The organism is Microbacterium oleivorans, assembly GCF_001691565.1.
Taxonomy (GTDB): Bacteria; Actinomycetota; Actinomycetes; order Actinomycetales; family Microbacteriaceae; genus Microbacterium; species Microbacterium oleivorans_B.
The window spans coordinates 403,460-427,597 of the sequence record NZ_MAYO01000003.1 but is presented as its reverse complement, the minus strand read 5'-3'; the positions used below and the strand labels follow the sequence as shown (position 1 = coordinate 427,597).

17 protein-coding genes and 1 tRNA gene are annotated in these 24,138 nt (G+C 68.8%); 14 read left to right on the top strand and 4 right to left on the bottom strand.

Translation table 11 applies throughout. The features are described from left to right. Window positions 1-26: 26 nt before the first annotated feature. The 3 genes from gltB to pyk are packed head-to-tail and all read left to right on the top strand — an operon-like array spanning window position 27 to window position 7,581. Window positions 27-4,631, top strand: a complete 4,605-nt coding sequence (gltB, locus tag BBA86_RS04810; protein WP_065570531.1) for a glutamate synthase large subunit — start codon at window positions 27-29, stop codon at window positions 4,629-4,631. Then, window positions 4,624-6,090 carry a glutamate synthase subunit beta gene (locus BBA86_RS04805; RefSeq protein WP_065570530.1) on the top strand — a complete coding sequence of 489 codons (1,467 nt, stop codon included), beginning with the start codon at window positions 4,624-4,626 and terminating at the stop codon, window positions 6,088-6,090. Before gltB ends, BBA86_RS04805 begins: the two co-directional genes overlap by 8 nt. A gap of 42 nt (window positions 6,091-6,132) precedes the next feature. Continuing rightward, on the top strand, window positions 6,133-7,581 hold the full coding sequence (gene pyk, locus BBA86_RS04800) for a pyruvate kinase (protein WP_065570529.1): 1,449 nt from the start codon (window positions 6,133-6,135) through the stop codon (window positions 7,579-7,581). A gap of 53 nt (window positions 7,582-7,634) precedes the next feature. On the opposite strand, the gene BBA86_RS04795 is transcribed toward pyk, so the two are convergent. After that, window positions 7,635-7,720: transfer RNA gene (locus tag BBA86_RS04795), tRNA-Leu, on the bottom strand. A 57-nt stretch (window positions 7,721-7,777) separates the two neighbouring features. Here BBA86_RS04795 and BBA86_RS04790 point away from each other — a divergent pair. Next, window positions 7,778-8,401, top strand: coding sequence for an ANTAR domain-containing response regulator (locus BBA86_RS04790; protein WP_065570528.1), 624 nt, complete (start codon window positions 7,778-7,780; stop codon window positions 8,399-8,401). Window positions 8,402-8,411: 10 nt separating this feature from the next. Continuing rightward, entirely contained in the window at window positions 8,412-8,924 is a 513-nt protein-coding gene (locus tag BBA86_RS04785) for a GNAT family N-acetyltransferase (protein WP_065570527.1), read from the top strand. Between the two features lie 7 nt (window positions 8,925-8,931). On the opposite strand, the gene BBA86_RS04780 is transcribed toward BBA86_RS04785, so the two are convergent. Further along, window positions 8,932-9,363 carry a PaaI family thioesterase gene (locus BBA86_RS04780; protein WP_065570526.1) on the bottom strand — a complete coding sequence of 144 codons (432 nt, stop codon included), beginning with the start codon at window positions 9,361-9,363 and terminating at the stop codon, window positions 8,932-8,934. 82 nt (window positions 9,364-9,445) lie between these two features. On the opposite strand from BBA86_RS04780, the gene polA reads away from it, so the two are divergent. The 6 genes from polA (at window position 9,446) to BBA86_RS04750 (ending at window position 17,412) form a co-directional block, all read left to right on the top strand. Continuing rightward, a complete protein-coding gene (gene polA, locus BBA86_RS04775; protein ID WP_065570525.1) occupies window positions 9,446-12,073 on the top strand; it encodes a DNA polymerase I in 2,628 nt (875 codons plus the stop codon). Window positions 12,074-12,105: 32 nt separating this feature from the next. Next, entirely contained in the window at window positions 12,106-13,782 is a 1,677-nt protein-coding gene (locus BBA86_RS04770) for a DUF885 domain-containing protein (protein WP_065570524.1), read from the top strand. A gap of 74 nt (window positions 13,783-13,856) precedes the next feature. Then, window positions 13,857-14,903, top strand: coding sequence for an LLM class flavin-dependent oxidoreductase (locus BBA86_RS04765; protein ID WP_189318422.1), 1,047 nt, complete (start codon window positions 13,857-13,859; stop codon window positions 14,901-14,903). Window positions 14,904-14,937: 34 nt separating this feature from the next. Continuing rightward, complete coding sequence (locus BBA86_RS04760) at window positions 14,938-16,287, top strand: MFS transporter (RefSeq protein ID WP_065570522.1); 1,350 nt, start codon at window positions 14,938-14,940, stop codon at window positions 16,285-16,287. A 16-nt stretch (window positions 16,288-16,303) separates the two neighbouring features. Continuing rightward, the gene (locus BBA86_RS04755) at window positions 16,304-17,074 is read left to right on the top strand and encodes an SGNH/GDSL hydrolase family protein (protein ID WP_065570521.1); all 771 of its coding nucleotides are present in this window, start codon (window positions 16,304-16,306) and stop codon (window positions 17,072-17,074) included. A gap of 80 nt (window positions 17,075-17,154) precedes the next feature. Further along, window positions 17,155-17,412: a DUF6458 family protein gene (locus tag BBA86_RS04750; RefSeq protein WP_065570520.1), complete on the top strand. Its 258-nt coding sequence runs from the start codon at window positions 17,155-17,157 to the stop codon at window positions 17,410-17,412. Window positions 17,413-17,468: 56 nt separating this feature from the next. Here BBA86_RS04750 and BBA86_RS04745 read toward each other — a convergent pair whose 3' ends face one another. Then, window positions 17,469-18,776 carry an MFS transporter gene (locus tag BBA86_RS04745; RefSeq protein ID WP_065572183.1) on the bottom strand — a complete coding sequence of 436 codons (1,308 nt, stop codon included), beginning with the start codon at window positions 18,774-18,776 and terminating at the stop codon, window positions 17,469-17,471. 97 nt (window positions 18,777-18,873) lie between these two features. Between BBA86_RS04745 and BBA86_RS04740 the strand changes: the two genes are divergently transcribed. Beyond that, window positions 18,874-19,176: a DUF427 domain-containing protein gene (locus BBA86_RS04740; RefSeq protein WP_065570519.1), complete on the top strand. Its 303-nt coding sequence runs from the start codon at window positions 18,874-18,876 to the stop codon at window positions 19,174-19,176. Between the two features lie 18 nt (window positions 19,177-19,194). Here BBA86_RS04740 and BBA86_RS04735 read toward each other — a convergent pair whose 3' ends face one another. After that, window positions 19,195-20,898: a glycoside hydrolase family 35 protein gene (locus BBA86_RS04735; RefSeq protein WP_065570518.1), complete on the bottom strand. Its 1,704-nt coding sequence runs from the start codon at window positions 20,896-20,898 to the stop codon at window positions 19,195-19,197. A 157-nt stretch (window positions 20,899-21,055) separates the two neighbouring features. On the opposite strand from BBA86_RS04735, the gene BBA86_RS04730 reads away from it, so the two are divergent. Continuing rightward, on the top strand, window positions 21,056-22,090 hold the full coding sequence (locus BBA86_RS04730; protein WP_065570517.1) for a substrate-binding domain-containing protein: 1,035 nt from the start codon (window positions 21,056-21,058) through the stop codon (window positions 22,088-22,090). After that, window positions 22,087-24,129: a TIM-barrel domain-containing protein gene (locus tag BBA86_RS04725; protein ID WP_065570516.1), complete on the top strand. Its 2,043-nt coding sequence runs from the start codon at window positions 22,087-22,089 to the stop codon at window positions 24,127-24,129. The genes BBA86_RS04730 and BBA86_RS04725 overlap by 4 nt, the downstream gene beginning before the upstream one ends. The last annotated feature ends 9 nt before the right edge of the window (window positions 24,130-24,138 follow it).

Here is a 24,138-nt window from a genome sequence, read left to right as displayed (position 1 = left end):
TGAGCACCCATGTGAGGACGGTAGGCATGCCCTCGAGCTCCCGTCACGAAGACACCACGACCCGGCCGGCCGGGACCATCACCGGTGGTTCGTTCCCTGCGAAGCAGGGGATGTACAACCCGGCGTTCGAGAAGGACGCCTGTGGTCTCGCGATGGTCGCGACGCTGCGCGGCGAGGCGGGCCACGACATCGTGGACCTCGCGCTGACCGCGCTCCGCAACCTCGAGCACCGCGGCGCCATCGGATCGGATGCCGGAACCGGTGACGGTGCGGGCATCCTGACTCAGATGCCCGACGCCTTCCTGCGCGCAGTCGTCGGTTTCGACCTGCCCGCGGTCGGCGAGTACGCCGCCGGTCTGGCGTTCCTGCCCACGGATCATGACGAGCGCGTCGCGCAGAAGGCCGCCGTCGAGGACATCGCTGCAAGCGAGGGCCTGACGGTCCTCGGCTGGCGCGTGGTGCCGACGGCGGATGAGAACCTCGGCAAGCTCGCGTTCAACGCGCGGCCGGTCTTCGAACAGCTCTTCGTGTCCCGGCCCGCGGTCGGCGATGCGCCGGCGCTGTCGGGGATCGCGCTCGACCGTCGCACGTACCGGCTGCGCAAGCGGGCGCAGCACGAGCTCGACGCGTACTTCGTGTCGCTGTCCAGTCGCACGCTCGGCTACAAGGGCATGGTGACGACCCTTCAGCTGGAGCCCTTCTACCCGGACCTGCAGGACGAGCGTTTCGCCACGGAGCTCGCCGTCGTGCACTCGCGGTACTCGACGAACACCTTCCCGTCGTGGCCGCTCGCCCAGCCGCTGCGGATGCTGGCCCACAACGGCGAGATCAACACCGTCAACGGCAACCGCAACTGGATGCGTGCGCGTCAGTCCCAGCTCGAGTCCGAGCTGCTCGGAGACATCTCGCCGCTGCTGCCGATCTGCAGCCCCGGTCAGAGCGACTCGGCATCGTTCGATGAAGTCCTCGAACTCCTCACGCTCACGGGACGGAGCCTGCCGCACGCGATCATGATGATGGTCCCCGAGGCGCACGAGAAGCAGGCCGACATCCCCGATGATCTGCGTGCCTTCTACGACTACCACTCCATGCAGATGGAGCAGTGGGATGGCCCCGCGGCCCTGATCTTCACCGACGGCTCGCTCGTGGGTGCGACCCTCGACCGCAACGGCCTGCGACCCGGTCGCTGGACCGAGACGACCGACGGCCTCGTCGTCATCGGCAGTGAGACCGGTGTCCTCGACTTCGCTCCCGAGCGGATCAAGCGCCGTGGCCGGCTCCGGCCGGGACGCATGTTCGTCGTCGACACGGCGCGGGGGCGCATCGTCGAAGACGAGGAGATCAAGCGCGACCTCGCTGCCCTGCATCCGTGGCAGGAGTGGCTCGACGAGGGCCGCGTGCGTCTGAAGGACCTGCCCGAGCGCGAGCACATCGTGCACCCGATCGCGTCGATCACGCGTCGTCAGCGCACCTTCGGCTACACCGAGGAAGAGGTGCGCATTCTGCTGACCCCGATGGGTCAGACGGGAGCCGAGCCCCTCGGAGCGATGGGATCCGACACGCCGATCGCCGTCTTGAGCGAGCGTCCGCGTCTGCTGTTCGACTACTTCGTGCAGCAGTTCGCGCAAGTCACGAACCCGCCGCTGGACTCGATCCGCGAGGAGGTGGTCACCTCGCTCGGCCTCGGGCTCGGTCCCGAGCGGAACCTCCTGGCATCCGGCCCGGATCACACTCGCGTCATCACCCTCGACTTCCCGGTGATCGACAACGACGAGCTCGCGAAGCTGCAGAACATCGACCGTGCCCTGCCGGGTCGCCGCTCGATCACCATCCGGGGTCTCTACCGCGCCGACGCCGATGCGGATTCGCTCCGATCGCGGCTCGACGAGATCTGCGCAGAAGTGGATGCCGCCATCGCCGACGGCGTCGAGTTCATCATCCTGAGCGACCGCGACTCGACATCGGACCTCGTGCCGATTCCGTCTCTGCTGACGCTGTCCGCCGTGCACCACCACCTCATCCGCAACGAGAACCGCATGAAGGTGGGTCTCGTCGTCGAGGCGGGTGACGTGCGTGAGGTCCATCACGTCGCGACCCTCATCGGGTACGGCGCGTCGGCGGTGAACCCGTACCTCGCGATGGAGACCGTCGAGTACCTGGTGCGCGCGGGCTACATCACGGGCCTCGAGCCCGCGAAGGCCGTCCGGAACCTGATCTACGCGCTGGGCAAGGGCGTGCTGAAGATCATGTCGAAGATGGGCATCTCGACCGTGTCGTCCTACGCCGGAGCGCAGGTCTTCGAGGCTGTGGGCCTGTCACAGGAGTTCATCGACACCTACTTCACCGGTACGGAGACCAAACTCGGCGGCATCGGGATCGAGGAGATCTCGCGCGAGAACCTGGCACGTCATGAGTTCGCCTACCCCGCCGACCAGGCGGCGCGTGCACACGAGCGGCTGTGGACGGGCGGCGAGTACCAGTGGCGCCGCGACGGGTCGCCGCACCTTTTCAATCCCGACACGGTCTTCCGACTTCAGCACGCGACCCGGACCCGTCGCTACGACATCTTCCGCGAGTACACGCAGTTGATCGACGAGCAGGCGAGCGAACTGAAGACGCTCCGGGGACTCTTCCGACTCAAGAACGGCACACGGCCGGCGGTTCCGATCGACGAGGTCGAGCCGGTGTCCTCGATCGTCAAGCGTTTCTCGACCGGCGCGATGAGCTACGGCTCGATCTCTCAGGAGGCGCACGAGACCCTCGCGGTCGCCATGAACCGGCTCGGCGCGAAGTCGAACACGGGGGAGGGCGGCGAGGACGTCGACCGACTCCTCGACCCTGAGCGTCGGAGCGCGATCAAGCAGGTGGCGTCGGGTCGTTTCGGCGTCACGAGCATGTACCTCACGCATGCCGACGACATCCAGATCAAGCTCGCTCAGGGCGCCAAGCCCGGCGAGGGCGGCCAGCTGCCCCCTGGCAAGGTGTATCCCTGGATCGCGCGCACCCGCGGCGGCACACCCGGGGTCGGGCTCATCTCGCCGCCGCCGCACCACGACATCTACTCGATCGAGGACCTGAAGCAGCTGATCTTCGACGTCAAGCGGGCCAATCCGTCCGCTCGCGTCCACGTGAAGCTCGTCAGCCAGTCCGGCATCGGAGCGGTGGCGGCAGGAACCGCCAAGGCCCTCGCCGACGTCATCCTCGTTTCGGGTCACGACGGTGGAACGGGTGCCAGCCCGCTGAACTCGCTGAAGCACGCGGGCACCCCGTGGGAGCTGGGTCTCGCGGAGACGCAGCAGACGCTCATGATCAACGACATGCGCGGTCGTGTGGTCGTTCAGGCCGACGGCCAGTTGAAGACGGGCCGTGACGTCCTCATCGCCGCGCTCCTGGGCGCGGAGGAATTCGGCTTCGCGACGAGCGCGCTCGTCGTCGAAGGCTGCATCATGATGCGCGTGTGCCACCTCGACACGTGCCCCGTCGGTGTCGCGACTCAGAACCCGGAACTCCGTAAGCGCTTCACGGGCAAGGCCGAGCACGTCGTGAACTTCATGGAGTTCATCGCCCAGGAGGTTCGGGAGTATCTGGCCGAGCTCGGGTTCCGTTCCATCGAGGAGGCCGTCGGACACACCGAGGTCCTGGATGTGCAGCCTGCCGTCGATCACTGGAAGGCCTACGGTCTCGACCTGTCGCCGATCCTCCACGGACCGGCATTCGGCGAGGACGCGCCGCGCCACCGCGTGCGCGAGCAGGACCACGAGCTGGAGGAGCACTTCGACGTCACCCTGCTCGACCGGGCGCGCGACGTCATCGAGCACGGGGGGCACCTGGTGATCGATCTGCCGGTGCGCAACACGGAGCGCGCCGTCGGGACGATGCTCGGCCACCACGTCACGAAGGCACACGGCGAGAACGGCCTGCCGTCGGGGACGATCGAGGTGAACCTCACCGGATCGGCGGGACAGTCCTTCGGCGCGTTCCTCCCGTCGGGGATCACCCTGCGTCTCGAAGGCGACTCGAACGACTACGTCGGCAAGGGGCTGTCGGGCGGCGAGATCGTCGTCCGGCCTCCGCGTGACGCCGCCTTCGACGCCTCACAGAACGTCATCGCCGGGAACGTCATCGGGTACGGGGCGACGCAGGGATCGATGTTCCTGCGCGGCGTCGTCGGCGAACGCTTCCTCGTGCGCAACTCCGGCGCGACCGCGGTCGTCGAAGGGGTGGGCGATCACGCCCTCGAGTACATGACCGGTGGCCTCGCCGTCATCCTCGGATCGACAGGACGCAATCTCGGCGCCGGGATGTCCGGCGGGTCGGCGTACATCTACAAGCTCGACCGGGCGCTCATCAACCGCGAAGCCCTCGCCACCGGCGAACTCGAGCTCCTGGAGCTCGGCGCCGGCGACATCGAGATCCTGCGGGACCTCCTCACCCGTCATGCCGAAGAGACCGGCTCGGACCTGGCCGAGGGTTTGCTCGCGAACCTCGACAGCGAGGCCGCGAACTTCACCCGCGTCCTGCCGCGCGATTACGCCGCTGTCCTGAAAACCCGCCAGGAGGCGGCCGCCGAGGGGCTGGACCCCGACGGCGACGTCGTCTGGAACCGCATCCTGGAGGTGACCCGTGGCTGACCCGAAGGGCTTCCTCAAAGTCACCGAGCGCGAGCTCCCGCCGCGCCGGCCCGTTCCCGTTCGCATCATGGACTGGAAAGAGGTGTACGAGCAGGGCGACCAGGCCGTGCTGCGTCGCCAGGCCGGTCGATGCATGGACTGCGGCGTGCCGTTCTGCCACCAGGGCTGCCCGCTCGGCAACCTGATCCCGGAGTGGAACGACCTGACCTGGCGCGGCGAAGGCCGCGCGGCCATCGAACGGCTCCACGCGACGAACAACTTCCCGGAGTTCACGGGCCGACTCTGCCCCGCACCCTGCGAGAGCTCGTGCGTGCTCGGCATCAACCAGCCGGCCGTCACGATCAAGCAGATCGAGGTCTCCACGATCGACGAGGCCTTCGCCCACGGCTGGGTCGAGGCGGAGCCGCCCGGACGTCTCACGGGCAAGACCGTCGCTGTGGTCGGCTCAGGGCCTGCGGGCCTCGCCGCGGCTCAGCAACTCACCCGCGCGGGGCACACCGTCGCCGTGTACGAGCGCGACGATCGCATCGGCGGCCTGCTGCGCTACGGCATCCCGGACTTCAAGATGGAGAAGCGCCACCTCGAGACCCGACTGCGTCAGATGCGCGACGAGGGCACGCGGTTCCGGGCCGGTGTCGAGATCGGCAAGGACCTGTCCTGGGCCGACCTCCGTGCCCGCTACGATGCGGTGATCGTCGCCACCGGTTCGACCGTGCCGCGCGATCTGTCGATCCCCGGGCGCGACCTCGACGGCGTCCACTTCGCGATGGAGTACCTCGTCGAGTCGAACAAGGCCGTCGCCGGCGACCAGGTGCCGCACCAGATCCACGCCGAAGGCAAGCACGTCATCGTCATCGGCGGCGGGGACACGGGCGCGGACTGCATCGGCACGGCGCACCGTCAGGGAGCACTCAGCGTCACCAACCTGGCGATCGGCAAGCAGCCGCCGGAGTCGCGTCCCGACCACCAGCCCTGGCCCATGATGCCGACCCTCTTCGAGGTGGCGTCTGCGCACGAGGAAGGCGGCGATCGTTCCTACCTGGCCTCGACCGTCGAGTTCCTCGGCAACGAGGCGGGCGAGGTGCGCGCCCTGCGTGTGGCCGAGACCGAGTTCGTCGACGGGCGTCGCGTCCCCAAGAGCGGGACCGAGCGCGAGATCCCCGCGGACCTCGTCCTCATCGCGATGGGCTTCACCGGCCCGGAGCGTTCGGCTCTCGAGCAGCAGCTGGGCGCGGTCTTCACCTCTCAGGGCAACGTCGAACGCGCGGACGACTGGCAGGCGACGGCACCGGGTGTCTTCGTGGCCGGCGACGCCGGACGCGGCCAGTCCCTCATCGTCTGGGCGATCGCAGAAGGACGCGCGGCGGCTTCGGCCGTCGACGAGTACCTGATGGGGTCGACCAGCCTCCCGGCGCCGGTCCGACCGACCGACGTCGCGATCGGTCTCCAGCACGCCTAGGCTGAGATCGTTCCCACATCACTACCCGACGGAGCTATTTCTGTGAGACGCGCGAAGATCGTCGCCACTCTGGGTCCTGCCACCGAAAGCTACGAGATGGTTCGCGCCATCATCGATGCCGGTGTGGACGTGACCCGCTTCAACCTCAGCCACGGCGACTACGCCGACCACGACGCCCGACTGGCGAACGTGCGCAAGGCGGCGGATGACGCCGGCCGTGCCGTCGCCGTCCTCGTCGATTTGCAGGGACCGAAGATCCGGCTCGGCCGGTTCGCCGAAGGTCCGCACTTCCTCGCCGTCGGCGACGTCTTCAAGATCACGACCGAAGACATCGCCGGAACGAAGGAGATCGTCGGCACGACGTTCAAGGGCCTCCCCGAGGACGTCAACAAGGGTGACTTCCTCCTGATCGACGACGGCAAGGTCCGCGTCCAGGTCACCGGCGTCGAGGGCCCGGTCGTCACGACCGAGGTCATCGTCGCCGGCTACGTGTCCAACAACAAGGGCATCAACCTGCCCGGCGTCGCTGTGAATGTCCCCGCGCTGTCCGACAAGGACGAGGCCGACCTCCGCTGGGGGCTGCGCGCCGGGGCCGACATCATCGCGCTCTCGTTCGTACGCAACGCCGCCGATGTGACCCGGGTGCACGAGATCATGGAGGAGGAGGGCCGCAAGGTCCCGGTCATCGCCAAGATCGAGAAGCCGCAGGCCGTCGACGCTCTCGAGGAGATCATCGACGCCTTCGACGGCATCATGGTCGCCCGTGGCGACCTCGGCGTCGAGCTTCCGCTCGAGGCCGTGCCGATCGTCCAGAAGCGCGCCGTCGAGCTCTGCCGCCGCATGGCGAAGCCCGTCATCGTCGCGACGCAGATGCTCGAGACGATGATCGAGAACCCGGTCCCCACCCGTGCCGAGACCAGCGACGTCGCCAACGCCGTCCTCGACGGTGCGGACGCGGTCATGCTCTCGGGCGAGACGAGCGTCGGAAAGCACCCGGTCGGTGTCGTCGAGACGATGGCCCGCATCATCGACGCGACCGAGACCCACGGTCTCGAGCGCATCCCCCCGCTGACCGCCAAGCCCCGGACGCAGGGTGGCATCATCACCCTCGCCGCGAACGAGGTCGCCGAGTTCGTCGAGGCGAAGTACATCTGCCTCTTCACCGAGTCCGGCGACACCGCCCGCCGCATGTCGCGCTTGCGCTCCGGCATCCCGATGCTCGCCTTCACCATCGAGCCGGCGATCCGTCGCCGTATGGCGATGACGTGGGGCATCCAGTCGGCTCTCGTCGAGCACGTCGCCCACACGGACCTCATGTTCCTCCAGGTGGACGACTACTTCCTGTCGCGCGGCCTCCTCGAAGAGGGCGACAAGGTCGTCGTGATCTCCGGGTCCCCTCCCGGAATCATCGGAGCGACCAACGACATCCGCATCCACAAGATCGGCGACGCCGTCCACGGCAAGGCCCCGATCTACAAGGCCGAGAGCTGATCCCTCGCCCGTGATGCACGAAACGGCGCCCCTTCGGGGGCGCCGTTTCGCTGTGGTGCCGGTGGTGGGAGTCGAACCCACACGCCCTTTCGGGCAACCGAGTTTGAGTCGGTCGCGTCTGCCATTCCGCCACACCGGCGCGCGCCTCAACGACGATACCGCAGGATGCGGGTGCGCCCTGGCCTAGGATGGACGAGTGACTGAGCAGGAACCCTCCACGGCCCCCCCGGCAGCCCCCGCCCCTCGACGCGTCGTCGTCGCGGAGGATGAGTCGCTGATCCGCCTCGACATCGTCGAGATCCTGCGCGACAGCGGCTTCGACGTGGTCGGCGAGGCGGGTGACGGTGAGACAGCCGTTCAGCTGGCCACCGAGCTTCGCCCGGACCTCGTCATCATGGACGTGAAGATGCCGATCCTCGACGGCATCAGTGCTGCCGAGAAGCTCAGCAAGAACCACGTCGCCCCCGTCGTCCTCCTCACCGCTTTCAGCCAGAAGGAGCTCGTCGAGCGAGCGAGCGAGGCCGGCGCGCTGGCCTACGTGGTCAAGCCCTTCACCCCGAACGACCTGCTGCCGGCGATCGAGATCGCCCTGGCACGGTACGAGCAGATCATCACGCTCGAGGCAGAGGTCGCCGACATGGTCGAGCGCTTCGAGACCCGCAAGCTCGTCGACCGGGCCAAGGGCCTGCTCAACGAGAAGATGGGCCTGTCCGAGCCCGAGGCCTTCCGCTGGATCCAGAAGGCCTCGATGGACCGTCGCCTCACGATGCAGGACGTCGCCAAGGCGATCATCGAGCAGCTGGCCCCCAAGAAGGCCTGACTCTGCCGTCATGATCGACGAGCTCGATCTTCCCGTCGCCCTCTCGTCGCGAGGGGGACCGATGCGGCTGCGCGGTGCGACCCAGGGCGACCTCGATGCGATCATGGCGCTGCTGTCGGACGACCCCGTCAGTGCCGGCCGGGGCGATGTGGCGGCCGCAGACGACCGGGGCCTCTACCTCCGAGGTCTGCTGCGCATCCTGGACTCGGAGAGCAACGACGTGCTGGTCGTGGAGAGCGACGACGGCGTGGTCGCGACCATGCAGCTGACGGTGATCCCCGGGATGGCGCGTCGCGGCAGCACGAGACTCCTCGTCGAGGCCGTCCGGGTCGCCAGCGCGGAGCGATCGGCAGGGATCGGCGCGGCGATGATGACGTGGGTCGCGGATGTCGCGGCTCCCGCCGTCGGAGCCTCCATCGTTCAGCTGACGTCGGATGCCGCGCGCACCGACGCCCACCGGTTCTACACGCGGCTGGGGTTCGTCGACTCGCACGTCGGCTTCAAGCTCCCCGTCGCGCGCTGAGCGAGGATCAGGATGCCGGCAGGTCCCGCACCATGTTGGTGATGCGGACCGTCGAACAGCGCCGACCCTGATCGTCGGTCACAACGATCTCGTGGACGGTGAGACTCCTGCCCAGGTGCAGGGGAGTGCAGACGCCTGTCACCCAGCCCTCGGTTGCCGAACGGGTGTGGGTCGCGTTGATGTCGATGCCCACGGCCAGGCGGTCGGGTCCCGCGTGCAGATTGGCGTGCATCGAGCCGAGCGATTCGCCGAGGACCACGTAGGCGCCGCCGTGGAGGAGTCCCACCGGCTGCGTGTTGCCGGCCACCGGCATCCGCGCCACGGCACGTTCGAGGCTGAACTCGACGAACTCGATGCCCATCTTCTCGGCCAGCGCTCCCATGCCGCGACTGGTCATCCACTCGAGCGGGTCGGACGGGGCAGGGGTGGGCTCAGACATGGCGGTTCACCTTGCGGTCGGGCGGGTGCCGGCCCGGCATCCGCGGGAAGTCGATGTCGCGGGCCCGAACTAGGCTGGTCGGGTGAGCGACTCCGGAAAGCCTACTCTGCTCGTCGTCGACGGCCACTCGCTGGCCTACCGCGCGTTCTACGCCCTGCCGGTCGACAACTTCTCGACGAAGGACGGTCAGCACACCAACGGCATCTACGGCTTCCTGTCGATGTTCGTGAACCTCGTCAAGGCCGAGAAGCCGACGCATTTGGCCGTCGCTTTCGACACATCGCGGCAGTCGTTCCGCACCAGGGTCTACGAGGAGTACAAGGCGAACCGCTCCGAGTCGCCGGCCGAGTTCAAGGGTCAGATCCCGCTCCTGCAGGACTGCCTCGCGGCCATGGGTGTGCCGGTGCTGACGAAGGAGGACTTCGAGGCCGACGACATCCTCGCGACCCTCGCGACGCAGGGCGTTGAGAGCGGGTACGACGTGCTCGTGTGTTCCGGCGACCGTGACACGATCCAACTCGTGACCGAGAACGTCACGCTCCTCTATCCGAGCGTCCAGGGTGTGTCGCAGCTCAAGCGGTACACCCCCGACGCGGTGGTCGAGAAGTACGGCCTCCCGCCCGAGAACTACCCCGACATCGCGGCACTCGTGGGTGAGACGAGTGACAACCTGCCCGGTGTCCCGAAGGTGGGGGAGAAGACCGCGGTCAAGTGGATCACCCAGTTCGGGACCCTCGACGCCCTCCTCGAGCGCGCCGACGAGATCAAGGGAGTCGTGGGGGGCAATCTCCGCGAGCACCTCGACGACGTCCGCCGCAATCGCCAGCTCAACCGGCTGCTCCGCGACGTCGAGCTCGAGTACGCGCCGGAGGACCTCGTCATCCGCCCGCTCGACACCCAGGCGGTCCGCGACATCTTCGCGCGCCTGGAGTTCCGCACTCTTCTCCCGCGCGTGTTCGAGGCGTTCGATGCGACCGATGAGCCGCCCGCTCCCGAGGTGTCGGCGCCCGAACCGCAGCAGACGGATGCCGCGACCCTGGCCGCCTGGCTGACGCAGCAGACCGGCGAACTGGCACTGACGGTGACCGTCGCCGGCGGTCTCCCGACGCGTCTGGGCGTCGCGACGTCGGACACCGTCCACGAGGTCGACTGGGACGGGAGCGCCCGGGCGGCGCTCGCCCCGTGGCTCGAGAGCGACGCCGCGAAGATCATGACCGACGCGAAGCCGCAGGTGAAGGCCCTCAGCCGCGCCGGGGTGCGGCTGAGCGGTCTGACGTTCGACGTCCTCCTGGCGGGCTGGCTGCTCCGTCCGAGCCTGCCCGACAAGACCCTCGCCGACCTCGTCGACCGCTACCTCGACGAGAAGCTGCCCGAAGCCGACCCGTCTCAGCTGGTCCCCGAGACCGAGGGCGCGACGCCGGGGCAGCTCGCGTGGTTCGCCCTGCGCGTGGCCGAGGCCGAGCGGGCGGAGCTCCCGGCATCCGTCGGCGCCGTCCTGACCGACATCGAGCTCCCGTCCCTCGACGCCCTCGCCGACATGGAGCTCGCAGGGGTTTCGGTCTCGCGCGACAAACTCACGGGATTCTCCGGTGAGCTCGCCTCCCGCGCCGACGCGATCGCGCAGGAGGCGTACGGCATCATCGGGCGCGAGGTGAACCTCGGTTCGCCGAAGCAGCTGCAGGAGGTGCTGTTCGACCAGCTCGAGCTGCCGAAGACCCGCAAGACCAAGACAGGCTACTCGACGGATGCCGCCGTCCTCGCGGACCTGCAGGAATCCCACCCGCATCCGTTCCTGGGGCTTCTCCTCCAGCACCGTGAGGCGTCGAAGCTCCGCCAGATCATCGAGTCGCTGACGGTCGGCATCGCCGACGACGGCCGTATCCACACGACCTACGTGCAGACCGGCAGTCAGACGGGTCGCCTCTCGAGCACCGACCCGAACCTGCAGAACATCCCGATCCGCAACGAGGAGTCGCGCCGCATCCGCGAAGCATTCGAAGTCGGCGAGGGCTACGAGACCCTGCTGACGGCGGACTACTCGCAGATCGAGATGCGCATCATGGCGCACCTGTCGGGTGATCCGGGGCTCATCGAGGCCTTCAACTCGGGTGAGGACCTGCACCGCTTCGTCGGCGCCCGTGTGTTCGGTGTGGAGCCCGCCGAGGTGACGGCGCCGATGCGCACGAAGGTGAAGGCGATGTCGTACGGCCTCGTCTACGGGCTGAGTGCCTTCGGTCTGTCGAAGCAGCTGCGCATCGAGCAGTCCGAGGCGAAGCAGCTCATGCTCGAGTACTTCGCCCGCTTCGGTTCCGTGCGCGACTATCTGCGCTCGTCCGTCGAGCAGGCGCGGATCGACGGCTACACCGAGACGATCTTCGGACGTCGGCGACCGTTCCCCGACCTGACGAGCCCGAACCGGGTGCTCCGCGAGAACGCCGAGCGCGCGGCGCTCAACGCCCCCATCCAGGGCAGCGCGGCCGACATCATGAAGATCGCGCTCGTCGAGATCCACAGCGACCTCCGTGAGAAGGGTCTGGCGTCGCGCGTGCTTCTGCAGATCCACGACGAACTCGTCGTCGAGGTGGCGACGGGGGAGTGGGACGCGGTCGAGGAGATCGTCCGCGCCCGGATGGGGGACGCGGCGGAGCTCTCCGTCCCGCTCGACGTGCAGATCGGCCGCGGCACCGACTGGGACGAAGCGGCTCACTGACGTCCGGCGGTGCGACGCTCTACGCTCGAGGGATGACCGACGCACAACGCACGCCCACTCCGATCGACACGATCGCGGACCGCTGGGTGGACACGCTGGCAGAGCTCTCACCGAGTCTCGCGACCTACATCGGACGCACCGAGCACAACGGCCGTCTCGATGACTTCTCACCGGAGGGACACGACCGCCTCGCTGCTGCGGCGCGCGAGACGCTTCGCGCCCTGCAGGCCGCGGACGCGGTCGATGACGTCGACGAGGTCACGAAGATGGACCTCTCGGCGGAGCTCGGGCTGCAGCTCGACCTGCACGCGGCGAAGTCGCACCTCCGCGACATCAACGTGATCGCCTCGCCGTCTCAGGACATCCGCGCGGCGTTCGACCTCATGCCGACCGCCACCGTCGACGACTGGTCGGTCGTGGCGACGCGCCTCTCGGCGATCCCGACGGCGCTGGCCGGGTATGTCGAGAGCCTGCGGCAGGGCATCTCGGAGGGTGTGGTTCCGGCGCGCCGTCAGGTGACGGAAGTGGTGACGCAGATCGCCCGCTACACGAGCGACTCAGGGTTCTTCGCGAGCTTCGTGGGCGACGCTGCCCCCGCAGACGGCCACCTGCCGGCCTCGCTCGCTCGCGAGCTCGCCGACAATGCGGGCGCTGCTCGGGTCGCGTACGACCAGCTGGCCGCGTTCCTCCGTGACGAGCTGGCACCGGCGGCATCCGAGGTGGATGCGGTGGGACGGGAGCTCTACGCGCTCCACTCGCGCCGGTTCCTCGGCGCGACCATCGACCTCGACGAGACCTACGACTGGGGTGTCGAAGAGCTTTCGCGGATGGTGGCGGAGCAGGAGTCCATCGCCGACGAGATCAAGGCCGGCGCGACCGTCGAGGAAGCCGTCGCCTTCCTCGAGCAGGACGAGGACCGGAAGCTGCGCGGCACCGATGCCCTGCAGCGGTGGATGCAGGAGACGAGCGACCGCGCCGTCGAGGAGCTCGGACGCACCCACTTCGACATCCCGGACCCGATACGCCGGCTCGAGTGCATGATCGCGCCGACGAACGAAGGCGGGATCTACTACACCGGCCCGACGGATGACTTCTCGCGCCCGGGCCGCATGTGGTGGTCGGTCCCCGAGGGCGTCGACACATTCGACACATGGCGCGAGCTCACGACGGTCTATCACGAGGGTGTACCGGGCCACCACCTGCAGATCGCGCAGGCGGTGTACAACCGCGCGGAGCTGAACTCGTGGCGCCGTCTGCTCGCCGGTTCCAGCGGCCATGCCGAGGGATGGGCGCTGTACGCCGAGCGTCTGATGGCGGAACTCGGCTACCTCGACGACCCGGCCGACCGGCTCGGGATGCTCGACGGTCAGCGCATGCGGGCGGCGCGTGTCGTCCTCGACATCGGCGTGCACCTCGGGAAGCCGCGTCTCGACGGCAACGGGATCTGGGACGCGAACTACGCCCTCGAGTTCATGCGCCGCAATGTGAACATGTCCGACGAGTTCATCCAGTTCGAGGTCAACCGCTACCTGGGATGGCCCGGTCAGGCGCCGTCCTACAAGGTGGGCCAGCGGATCTGGGAGCAGATCCGGGACGAGGCGGCTCAGCGCGGCGGAGCGGACTTCGACATCAAGCAGTTCCACATGCGAGCGCTCCGTCTGGGCGGCGTGGGTCTCGACACCCTCCGGGCCGCTCTGCGCGACGGCTGATCGGGAGCGGCGAGGGCGCCGGGAATACCCGGCGCCCTCCGTCGTTGCTCCCCACGTAGGCTTTATGCACATGAATGAAAGGGGCCGACGTGGCCGCAGTGGAGCTGGGACTGGACACCTTCGGTGACATCACCGTCGACGAGAGCGGTGAACGCGTCTCGGGTGCGCAAGCGATCCGGAACCTCGTCGCACAGGCGAGCCTCGCCGATCAGGTGGGCGTCGACTTCATCGGCGTGGGAGAGCACCACCGGGCCGAGTACTCCGTCTCGAGCCCCGAGATCGTCCTCGCCGCCATCGCCGCGAAGACGGAACGCATCCGCGTCGGTACGGCGGTGACCGTCCTCTCCAGTGACGATCCCGTTCGGGTCTACGAACGCTTCGCGACCCTGTCTGCCATCTCGAACGGGCGCGCAGAGGTGATCCTCGGACGCGGGTCGTTCACCGAGTCCTTCCCCCTGTTCGGCTTCAACCTGTCGGATTACGAAGCCCTTTTCGAGGAGCGACTGGAGCTGTTCTCGCTGCTGCGCAGCGAGAAGCCCGTGACGTGGCAGGGGACGACGCGCGCCGCGCTCTCGCAGGCCGACGTCTTCCCCAAGACCGAGGGCGGCATCCGCGCCTGGGTCGGGGTCGGCGGCTCACCGGAGTCCGTCATCCGTACCGCGCGCTACGGGTACGGTCTGATGCTGGCCATCATCGGGGGCCCCGCCGCTCGGTTCCGTCCCTACGTCGATCTCTACCACCGCGCGATCGGTGAGCTCGGGTCGCAGGCGCAGCCCATCGGCATCCACTCTCCCGGCCACATCGCGGACACCGACGAGCAAGCATGGGAAGAGGCCTACCCCGGCTTCGAGGCGCAGAACAACTCGATCGGCCGCGACCGCGGTTGGCCCCCCTACAGCCGGCTGCGCTTCCAGCAGGAGGTCGGTCCCGGCGGATCGATCTACGCCGGCTCGCCGGAGACGGTGGCGCGCAAGATCGCCGACACGATCACGACCCTCGGTGCGGGGCGCTTCGACCTCAAATACGCCAACGGCACGCTCGGCCACGACAAGCTCATGCGCTCGATCGAGCTTTACGGCACCACCGTGATCCCGATGGTCCGCGAGATGCTCGGCGAGTGAGGCCGACCCGCGTTCCTGCTCGTACGATGCAGGGATGACAACGACCACGACCGGCTCCGTCGCCAGCCGGCTCGATCGCCTGCCTTTCACCCGAACTCACCTGAGGGTCTTGACGGGATCGGGCACCGGGTGGGCGCTCGACGCGATGGACGTCGGTCTCATCTCGTTCGTCATCGCGGCACTCGTCAGCGAATGGAGTCTCACGACGGCGTCCACCTCCTGGATCGCATCCGCCGGATTCGCGGGCATGGCTATCGGCGCGACGGTGGGCGGACTGCTCGCAGACCGGATCGGTCGGCGCTCGGTCTTCGCCCTCACGTTGCTCGTGTACGGCCTCGCGACGGGGGCGAGTGCACTCTCGGGCGGGCTGGTCGCCCTCATCGCGTTGCGCTTCGTCGTCGGGTTGGGCTTGGGTGCCGAGCTGCCCGTCGCGAGCACCTACGTCAGCGAGTTCGCGCCGGCACGGATGCGGGGACGCATCATCGTGGTGCTCGAAGCGTTCTGGGCCGTCGGCTGGACGGCATCCGCTCTCATCGGATACCTCGTCATCCCGTCGGTACCCGAGGGCTGGCGCTGGGCTCTCGCCATCGGCGCCGTCCCCGCGGTCTACGCACTCATCGTGCGATGGGCTCTGCCGGAGTCGCCTCGCTGGCTCGCCTCGCGAGGTCGTGCGGCGGAAGCCGAACGCGTCGTCGCGGGACTGGAGTCCTCGCCGACGCTGCTGGGTCGCCCTGCCACCTCGGCCGCCGAGGCCGCAGACACCCCCGCAGCTCGGGGGGCGACCGTGGGAGAGAGACTCCGCGGCCTGTGGGCCCCCGGCATGCGCCGCCGGACGGCATCCCTCTGGATCGTCTGGTTCTGCGTCAACTTCTCCTACTACGGCGCTTTCATCTGGATTCCGACGCTCCTCGTCTCGCAGGGATTCGGGCTCGTGCGCAGCTTCGAGTTCACTCTCCTGATCACGCTGGCGCAGCTCCCCGGGTACGCCGTGGCCGCGTGGCTGATCGAGAAGTGGGGACGGCGCGCGACGCTCTCGGTCTTCCTGGCAGGCTCCGCCGTCGCCGCGATCCTGTTCGGTCAGGCGACCACCGTGCCGATGATCCTCGCGACCGGGATGGCGTTGTCGTTCTTCAACCTCGGTGCGTGGGGTGCGCTCTACGCCGTGACCCCGGAGACCTACTCGACCTCGCTCCGCGCGACCGGAGCGGGCTGGGCCGCGGGCATCGGCCGGATCGCGTCGATTCTGGCCCCACCCGTCGTCCCGGCCCTTCAGGCCGCCGGCGGCATCCCCGTCGTCTTCGTCGTGCTGAGCGCCTTCTTCGCGGTGGCGGCCGCGGCTACCTGGGGTCTCGCCGAATCGCGCGGGCGGGCTCTTGCGGACTGAGTCGTAGGCTGAGGGGATGCCGCAGGACATCCGCTACGTCGCGATCGGGGACTCGTTCACGGAAGGTGTCGGCGACGAGCTGCCCGACGGCACCGTCCGAGGCTGGGCGGATCTGGTCGCACAGGGCTGGGCGGACTCGCGCGGACAGGCGATCTCGTACGCGAACCTCGCGATCCGCGGCAAGCTCATCCAACCGATCGTCGACGAGCAGCTCGAGCGCGCGCTCGCGTTGCGCCCGACGCACCTGTCGTTCAACGGCGGCGGGAACGACATGCTGCGCCCGCGCACACCCATCGCTCGCGTCGCCGACGTCTACTCGCATGTGCTGCGACGCTGCGACCAGGAGGGCGTCACCATGGTCGTCCTCTCCGGGGCCAACCCGTCGGCGCAGCTGCCGCTGCCCGGCCTCATCCAGCGCCGGGGAGACGAGCTCTCGCGTGCGGTGACCGAGCGGATCGAGGGGCGCGACGACCTCGTCGTCGCGCTCAATTGGCCGGACACGGACCTGTCCGATCCCTTCTACTGGTCGCAGGACCGCCTCCACATGAACGCTCGCGGCCACCACCGCGTCGCGGCACGCGTGCTCTCCGCGCTCGGAGAGCACGCTCCGGACGAGTGGTGGCGGCTCGACGAGCCCGACACGGACGTCGCTCTCGGCCGCGCGCGATACTTCCGCGAGCACCTCGGGCCGTGGATGCGTCGACGTCTGACCGGGACGTCCTCCGGCGACGGACGCGAGGCGAAGTACGGGGACTGGATCGACGTCGAGCCGCGGCGAAACTCCTGACGGGCGTCTGTCAAGGGCTTTCAGCGTCCTATCAGCATCCGCGATGATCGGATCACACCGCCAAGAGAGGGAGTGTGCGCATGAGCATCGGAACCGGAATCGTGCTGTTCGTGATCGGCGCCATCTTGACGTTCGCCGTCAACGTCGATGTGGAGTACGTCAACCTCGACCTGATCGGCTACATCCTGATGGGCGCCGGTGTCGTCGTCTTCATCATCGGCCTCGTGCTGATGATGCGTCGGCGTTCCAGCGAGTCGACCGTCCGAACGGTCGACCCCGTTGCAGGGGAGCGTGTCACCCGCTCCGAGACGCGTACGTCGGGAGACGGCACCGTCTGATCTGCGACAGACTCCGATGGCTCGCCCCTGCGGGGGCGGGCCATCGTCGTGTCCGGTCAGCGCCGAGATGTGCGGGGAGGATCCATGCCGATGTGGATGCGGGTGCGTCGCCGTTCGATGCTGATGAATGTGGCGCCGACGAGCCAGAGCGGGATCTGGACGAGGAAGGCGATCCGGAAGGCGTCGAGGCGGTAGGTGTCGGGTGTTCCGGCGCTCTGCAGGTCGAGCACGAGGCCTATGGCGAAGATCGCGAGCAGTGCGGCGAGGAATCCGCCGGCGTTCGTGACTCCCGTCGCCGTGCTGAGGCGGTGAGACGGGTTGTGAGTACGAGCGTGATCGAAGGCGATCATGGATGCCGGGCCGCCCATGGCCAGGGCGACCAGCAGGATGACGAGCAGCCAGATGGGCGCTCGGCCGGGCCAGACGATGACGGCCGTCCAGGCGACCAGCTGGAAGGCGACGGCGGGCAGGACGAGCGCGCGCGAACGGCGGTGCGGTGCGCGACGGGAGAGCTCTCCGAGGACCGGCCCCAGAGCCATCCCGGCGAACACGTAGAGCGAGGTGAGCACACCGGCCTGTCCCGTGGTGAGACCCTCGCCCGCCGTGAGGTACGGGAACCCCCACAACAGGATGAACGCCGTCCCCGCGAACGGCGTCGTGAAGTGCGACCAGAACGCGAGTCGGGTTCCGGGGTGAGCCAGGGCGGCGCGGATCCCGACGCCGGTATCGACCGTGGAGGTCACGACGCGGATGGCACCGGTGTCGGTGTCGACGCTGACGTCGCGGGCGAGCTCCGGCGGCCGGTTCCGCACGAGCGCGAAGACGAGGACGGCGAACAGGACGCAGAGTCCGGCGATGCCCCCGAACGTCACCGTCCAACTCGTGGCATGGAGGACGGCGGCGATCGGGATCACGGCGACGAGCTGTCCCGCCTGGCCGAGGATCCCGGTCAGCTGCACCATGAGAGGACCCCGCTGGGCGGGGAACCACGTCGCGACGAGGCGCAGGACGGCGGGGAAGACCGCGGCATCCCCGGCTCCCAGCAGCATGCGGGCGACGATCGCGACGCCGACGCTGGGGGAGAGGGCCATTGTGAGCTGCCCGACGGCCATGAGGAGCATCCCGATCGTCATGATCGGCCGGGACCCGTAGCGGTCGAGAAGGACGCCCACCGGGATCTGCATCCCGCCGTACACGGCGAGCTGGACGACCGCGAACAGGGAGAGCGTCGCCGCATCCGCCTGGAATCGGTCCGCCGCGTCGACGCCGACCGCGGCGAGGGACGTACGGTTCGTCACTGCGAGGACGTAGGCGGCGACCCCCGTGCCCCAGATGAGCCAGGCGCGGAAGCCGGGCCCGCTCATCGAGGTCGTCTGGTGCCGACGTGCTCCGTTCACCCGCCCACGCTACTCTCCGGCGGGCGTACTCTGAGCCCACACCTTTCGGGCGATCGGAGAACACATGAAAGCGACCATCGGCGAGACCGTCATCGCGGAGGCGGCCGACGACGAGATCATCCGGATCGAGGGGAACGCGTACTTCCCGCCGGCATCCGTGAAGGAAGGTGTTCTCGTCGAGAGCCCCACGCCGTACACGTGTCCGTGGAAGGGCGAATGCCAGTACTTCCACGTCGAGGCCGGCTCCCAGCGGATCACCGATGGCGCCTGGTCCTACCCCAACCCCTACCCGTCCGCGTTCGATCGTGTCGGAGCGGACTTCTCCGGCTACGTCGCGTTCTCACCGGGGGTCACCGTCGGTCGGTGATCGCGCCGTGGCGGGTCGTCACTCGTGAAGGGGACCGAGGGACGGCGCGCTGACGAATCGCGCCGACGCGGGCACGGGCTGTTCGATCTCGACGACCGTGATCGCGTTCGATCCGGCCCGTGTCACGGGGGCCGGGACGTAGAGCGTCCGCTGCGGACCGTTCGACCAGTACCGGCCGAGCAGGAAGTCGCCGACGAAGACGTAGCCCTTGCCCCATCCGGTCGTGTCGAGGAACAGATCGGACGGAGCGTCGAGATCGAAGACGCCCTCTGCCACGAGCAGCTCCGGTGCCGCCGCGGCCTGGTCGAGGGGAACGGGCGTCGTCCGCCACCCGGACAGCTCATGACCGTCGACGGTGACCGATCCGATGAGACCCTTGAGCTCCCCGAGGCGGTCGTCGTAGTTCACGCGACCCTGCTCTTCCACGAGGATCGACAGGCTCGTGCCCGCGGGCAGCCGGAGGGCGTGTTCGTGACGCGTCCGCGAGAGCGACCCGATGCGGACGCCGTCGACGGACACCCAGGCCTGATCGCGGACCTCGCCGATCGTCAGCACGCCGCCCGAGAATCCCTCGGGCAGGCGTGTCTCGTAACGCAGCAGAGGGCCCGTGTGCGCGGCGCGCTCGAACGTGACGAGTCCGCGCAGGGAGGCCCGGCTCTCGCCGGAGTGCCGTGAGGCGGGCGACAGCGACACGGTGAGCTCCGGCCGCGGTGCGGCGTCAGCGGGAACCTCCGCGGGCACGTCCGCATACTTCACGATGACGTCGCGGAATGCCCGGTACTTCGCGGTGGGATCGCCGGCCTCGTCCAGCGGGGCGTCGTAGTCGTAGGACGTCACGATCGGCAGGTAGCGACCTTTGTCGTTCGCGCCGTTCGTCGTCCCGAAGTTCGTCCCGCCGTGGAACATGTAGATGTTCACCGACGCGCCGGCGGAAAGGAGGTCGTCCAGCTCGGCGGCGGCCGTCGCGGCATCCGTCGTATGGTGCGGCCCGCCCCACCAGTCGAACCAGCCGTCCCAGAACTCCGAGCACATCAGGGGTCCGGTGGGCTGGTGCTCGCGGAGCGTCGCGAGCCGTTCGTGTGCGCGCGAACCGAACGACCCGGTGAGGTGGAGACCGGGGAGCGACCCGGCCTCGAGCATGTCGGGCTCGGGCTGGTCCACCGTGGTCAGGGGAACCGTGATGTCCGCGTCCCGGGTCACGCGGACGAGTTCCGCCAGGTAGTCCTTGTCCGAGCCGTAGGCTCCGTACTCGTTCTCGATCTGCACGAGCACGACGTTGCCGCCATGGTCGACCTGGCGCGGCGCGACGATGCGGTACACGCGGCGCAGGTACGTCTCGAGCGCGGCTTGATAGGCGGCATCCGTCCGTCGTAACCGGATGCCGGGGGTCGCCGTCAGCCAGGTCGGCAGGCCCCCGTTGTGCCATTCGGCGCAGATGTACGGCCCGGGCCGCACGATCGCGTGCAGTCCCTCGGCGGCGACCAGGTCCAGGAACCGACCGAGGTCGAGCCCGCCCGTGTCGTCCCACCGACCTTCGACGGGTTCGTGCGCGTTCCAGGCGACGTACGTCTCGATGGTGTTCAGGCCCATGAGGCGGGCTTTGCGGATCCGGTCGGCCCAGTCGCCGGGGTGGATGCGGAAGTAGTGCATAGCTCCGGAGATGATCCGGTGCGGTTCTCCGTTCAGGAGGAAGTCGCTGTCGCCGATGGCGAAGGTGCTCATGTGATCTCCACTCGGAGCTGGTCGTCTGGACGCCCTGCCGTATCGAGAAGGGGTGTCCTGCCGCTGCGTGAACTGCTATGTTTACGCAATCATGTCGCCTCAGCGTAGCACGCGACCGGCCCCGGAGACGGGTGTCGCTGCACCCTCCAGTGAGCCCATGGCACGTCGTGGCGGAACGCCCCACGGGGGGCCGACGCAGGCCGATGTCGCTCGCCACGCGGGCGTCTCGGCGCAGACGGTGTCGCGGGTCGTGACGGGAGCGGCGCGGGTCGATGACCCGACGCGGGAGCGCGTTCTCGCGAGTATGCGGGAGCTCGGGTATCGACCGAACCGGGCGGCGCGTGCGCTCCGCTCGGCTCGGTACCGCAGCATCGGCGTGATCATGAGCGATCTGACCTCCTACGGGAGCGTCCGCACGTGGGAAGCCATTTCGCGGGCGGGTGCCGCATCGGGCTACGCCGTCGCGCTCGTCCCCACCGCGACGTTCGATCGCAGCGCCGTCGCCGAGGCGATCGAGCGCGTGCGCGATCAGGCCGTGGACGGACTCGTCGTGGCGATCGGAGATCATCTCTCGGCAGGGGAGGACCTTCCGCTGCCCGATGATCTGCCGGTGGTCGTCGTCGACGCCTCCGCTCTCGAGGATCGCTCGTTCGTCGACACCGATCAGACGATGGGCGCGGGTCAAGCCGTGACCCACCTCCTCGACCTCGGCCACGAGACCGTCCACCACGTGGCGGGCCCGGCGAGCTCGTACTCCGCCGTCCGTCGCGAGCACGGGTGGCGCGCGGCGCTGACGGCGGCGGGCCGCGCGGCACCGTCGCTCGAGCGTGGCGATTGGAGCGCGCGGTCCGGATACGACGCGGGATGCCGTCTCCGCGGGGATTCCGCCGTCACCGCCGTCTTCGCCGCCAACGACCAGATGGCCCTCGGAGTGCTCCGCGCCTTCCACGAAGCAGGTGTCTCGATTCCCTCCCGGGTCAGCGTCGTGGGTTTCGACGACATGCCCGAGGCGGCCCAGTTCTGGCCGCCGCTCACCTCGGTCCACCAGGAATTCGAGGAGGTCGGGCGCGCCGCCGTCGACGTCCTCCTCGCACGCATCGACGATGCCGACGCCGTCCATCGGCTGCTCGTCCCCACCCGACTGGTCGTGCGTGGGAGCACGGCCGCCGCTCCCCGAAAGGCGACTTCATGACGTTCCACCCCTCGGACACCGGCGTGCTCTGGCGCGGCGACGGCCAGACGGTCTCGATCGATGCGTGGGGGCGCGGCGTGCGTGTGCGTGCCGCCCTCGGCCCGCTCGACGACGCCCCCGGCGCCCTCGTCGACGTCCCCGACTCCCGCGCCCGGGTGTCGATCGACGGAGCGGTCGCGACCGTCGCGGCCGGTGGGGTCCGCGTCGTCGCCGAGGAAGAGGACTACCACGACTGGTCCGTGGGGTTCCACACGCGCCGACTGCGGTTGCAGGTGCGGGATGCCGACGGCCGCCTCCTGTTCGAGGAGATCCGCGACGGCGGGGCGTTGAAGCTCTCCGCGCGCGAGTTCCGTCCCACCGAGGGAGGCGACCACCGGCTGCGGCTGAGCCTCGCGACCCCGTCCGACGAGCACCTGGTCGGGATGGGGCTGTACCAGCAGGATCTCGTCGATCTGAAGGGCACGGTGCTCGAGCTGGCGCATCGGAACTCGCAGACGTCCGTCCCGTTCGTCGTCTCGAGCGCCGGCTACGGCTTCCTGTGGAACCTTCCTGCGATCGGCCGCGCGGTGTTCGGCTCCAACCGCACGGAGTGGGAAGCCGACAGCGCGACCCAGTTCGACTGGTGGGTGTGCGCCGATCCCCGCCCCGCCGAGATCGCCGCCGCCTACGCCGAGGCGACCGGGCATGCGCCGATGATGCCGGAGTACGGCCTCGGGTTCTGGCAGTGCAAGCTCCGTTATTCGACGCAGGAGGAGCTTCTCACCGTCGCGCGTGAGTACCGGCGCCGCGGCATCCCGATCGACGTCATCGTGGCCGACTTCTTCCACTGGCGGTGGATGGGGGACTGGCGCTTCGAGGAGGAGTTCTGGCCCGATCCCGCCGCGATGACCGCGGAGTTGCGTGAGCTCGGGATCGAGCTCATGGTCTCGGTGTGGCCGCAGGTCGTACCGCAGTCCGAGAACTGGGACGAGCTGCGCGACGGGAACATGCTCGTGCGCACTCGGCGCGGCATCGACGTGCAGTACTACTTCGACGGGCAGTACACCAGGTTCCTCGATGTGACCGAGCCACGCGCACGGGAGTACCTCTGGCAGAAGCTCGCCGACAACTACGGCGCCTACGGGATCACCGCCTTCTGGCTGGACGAGGCCGAACCGGAGTACGGGGCCTACCACTTCGAGAACTACCGGCTGGCGGCAGGACCGAGCGCGCAGGTCGCCAACCTCTACCCGCGCGAATTCACCCGCGCGATCGCCGACGGTCTCCGCGCCGACGGGAACGATCAGCCGGTCTCGCTCGTTCGCGCAGCCTGGGCCGGATCGCAGCGACATGGGGCGCTGGTGTGGTCGGGGGACGTGCACTCGACCTTCCCCGATCTGAAGGCGCAGATCGCTGCGGGAGTCCACATGGGGGCCGCCGGCATCCCGTGGTTCACGACCGACATCGGCGGATTCGCCGGCGGCGACGTGCGCGAACCCGCGTTCCACGAGCTCCTCATCCGCTGGTTCCAGTTCGGCGCCTTCAGTCCTGTCATGCGCCTGCACGGCGACCGGGTGCCCGGAGTCCCGATCCTCGACGCCGAGGCCGTGGCGCGCGTCGGCACCGGTGCCGACAACGAGGTGTGGAGTTTCGGTGAGGAGATCGAGGCCCTCCTCGTGGAGTACATCCGGTTGCGCGAGGATCTCCGGGACTACACGCGCGAGGCGATGGCGGATGCCCACCGATACGGAGCCCCCGTCATGCGCGGCATGTTCTTCGAGTTCCCCGATGACGATCGCGCGTGGACGACCCCGGGGCAGTTCCTGTTCGGCCCCGACGTCCTCGTGGCCCCGGTCACCTCGCCGGGGGCGACCCGGTGGGACGTCTACCTCCCGGCGGGTGCCGAGTGGACCGATGCTCGAACGGGGAAGACGCACCGTGGCGGGCAGACCATCACCGTCGACGCGCCCCTGGCATCGATCCCGGTGTTCCACCGCGGTGGCCGCGTCGGATCGGCGCTCGCCCGACTCGCCGACCTGCCCGACATCCGCCTGTCCTGATCCGACCTC

Bases quoted from the DNA above. Each gene is read 5' to 3' on its own strand.
- gltB (WP_065570531.1), top strand. From the start codon at position 27: ATGCCCTCGAGCTCCCGTCACGAAGACACCACGACCCGGCCGGCCGGG.
- BBA86_RS04785 (WP_065570527.1), top strand. From the start codon at position 8,412: ATGATCGACGAGCTCGATCTTCCCGTCGCCCTCTCGTCGCGAGGGGGA.
- BBA86_RS04780 (WP_065570526.1), bottom strand. From the start codon at position 9,363: ATGTCTGAGCCCACCCCTGCCCCGTCCGACCCGCTCGAGTGGATGACC.
- BBA86_RS04770 (WP_065570524.1), top strand. From the start codon at position 12,106: ATGACCGACGCACAACGCACGCCCACTCCGATCGACACGATCGCGGAC.
- BBA86_RS04765 (WP_189318422.1), top strand. From the start codon at position 13,857: ATGAAAGGGGCCGACGTGGCCGCAGTGGAGCTGGGACTGGACACCTTC.
- BBA86_RS04760 (WP_065570522.1), top strand. From the start codon at position 14,938: ATGACAACGACCACGACCGGCTCCGTCGCCAGCCGGCTCGATCGCCTG.
- BBA86_RS04755 (WP_065570521.1), top strand. From the start codon at position 16,304: ATGCCGCAGGACATCCGCTACGTCGCGATCGGGGACTCGTTCACGGAA.
- BBA86_RS04750 (WP_065570520.1), top strand. From the start codon at position 17,155: ATGAGCATCGGAACCGGAATCGTGCTGTTCGTGATCGGCGCCATCTTG.
- BBA86_RS04745 (WP_065572183.1), bottom strand. From the start codon at position 18,776: ATGAGCGGGCCCGGCTTCCGCGCCTGGCTCATCTGGGGCACGGGGGTC.
- BBA86_RS04740 (WP_065570519.1), top strand. From the start codon at position 18,874: ATGAAAGCGACCATCGGCGAGACCGTCATCGCGGAGGCGGCCGACGAC.
- BBA86_RS04735 (WP_065570518.1), bottom strand. From the start codon at position 20,898: ATGAGCACCTTCGCCATCGGCGACAGCGACTTCCTCCTGAACGGAGAA.
- BBA86_RS04730 (WP_065570517.1), top strand. From the start codon at position 21,056: ATGGCACGTCGTGGCGGAACGCCCCACGGGGGGCCGACGCAGGCCGAT.
- BBA86_RS04725 (WP_065570516.1), top strand. From the start codon at position 22,087: ATGACGTTCCACCCCTCGGACACCGGCGTGCTCTGGCGCGGCGACGGC.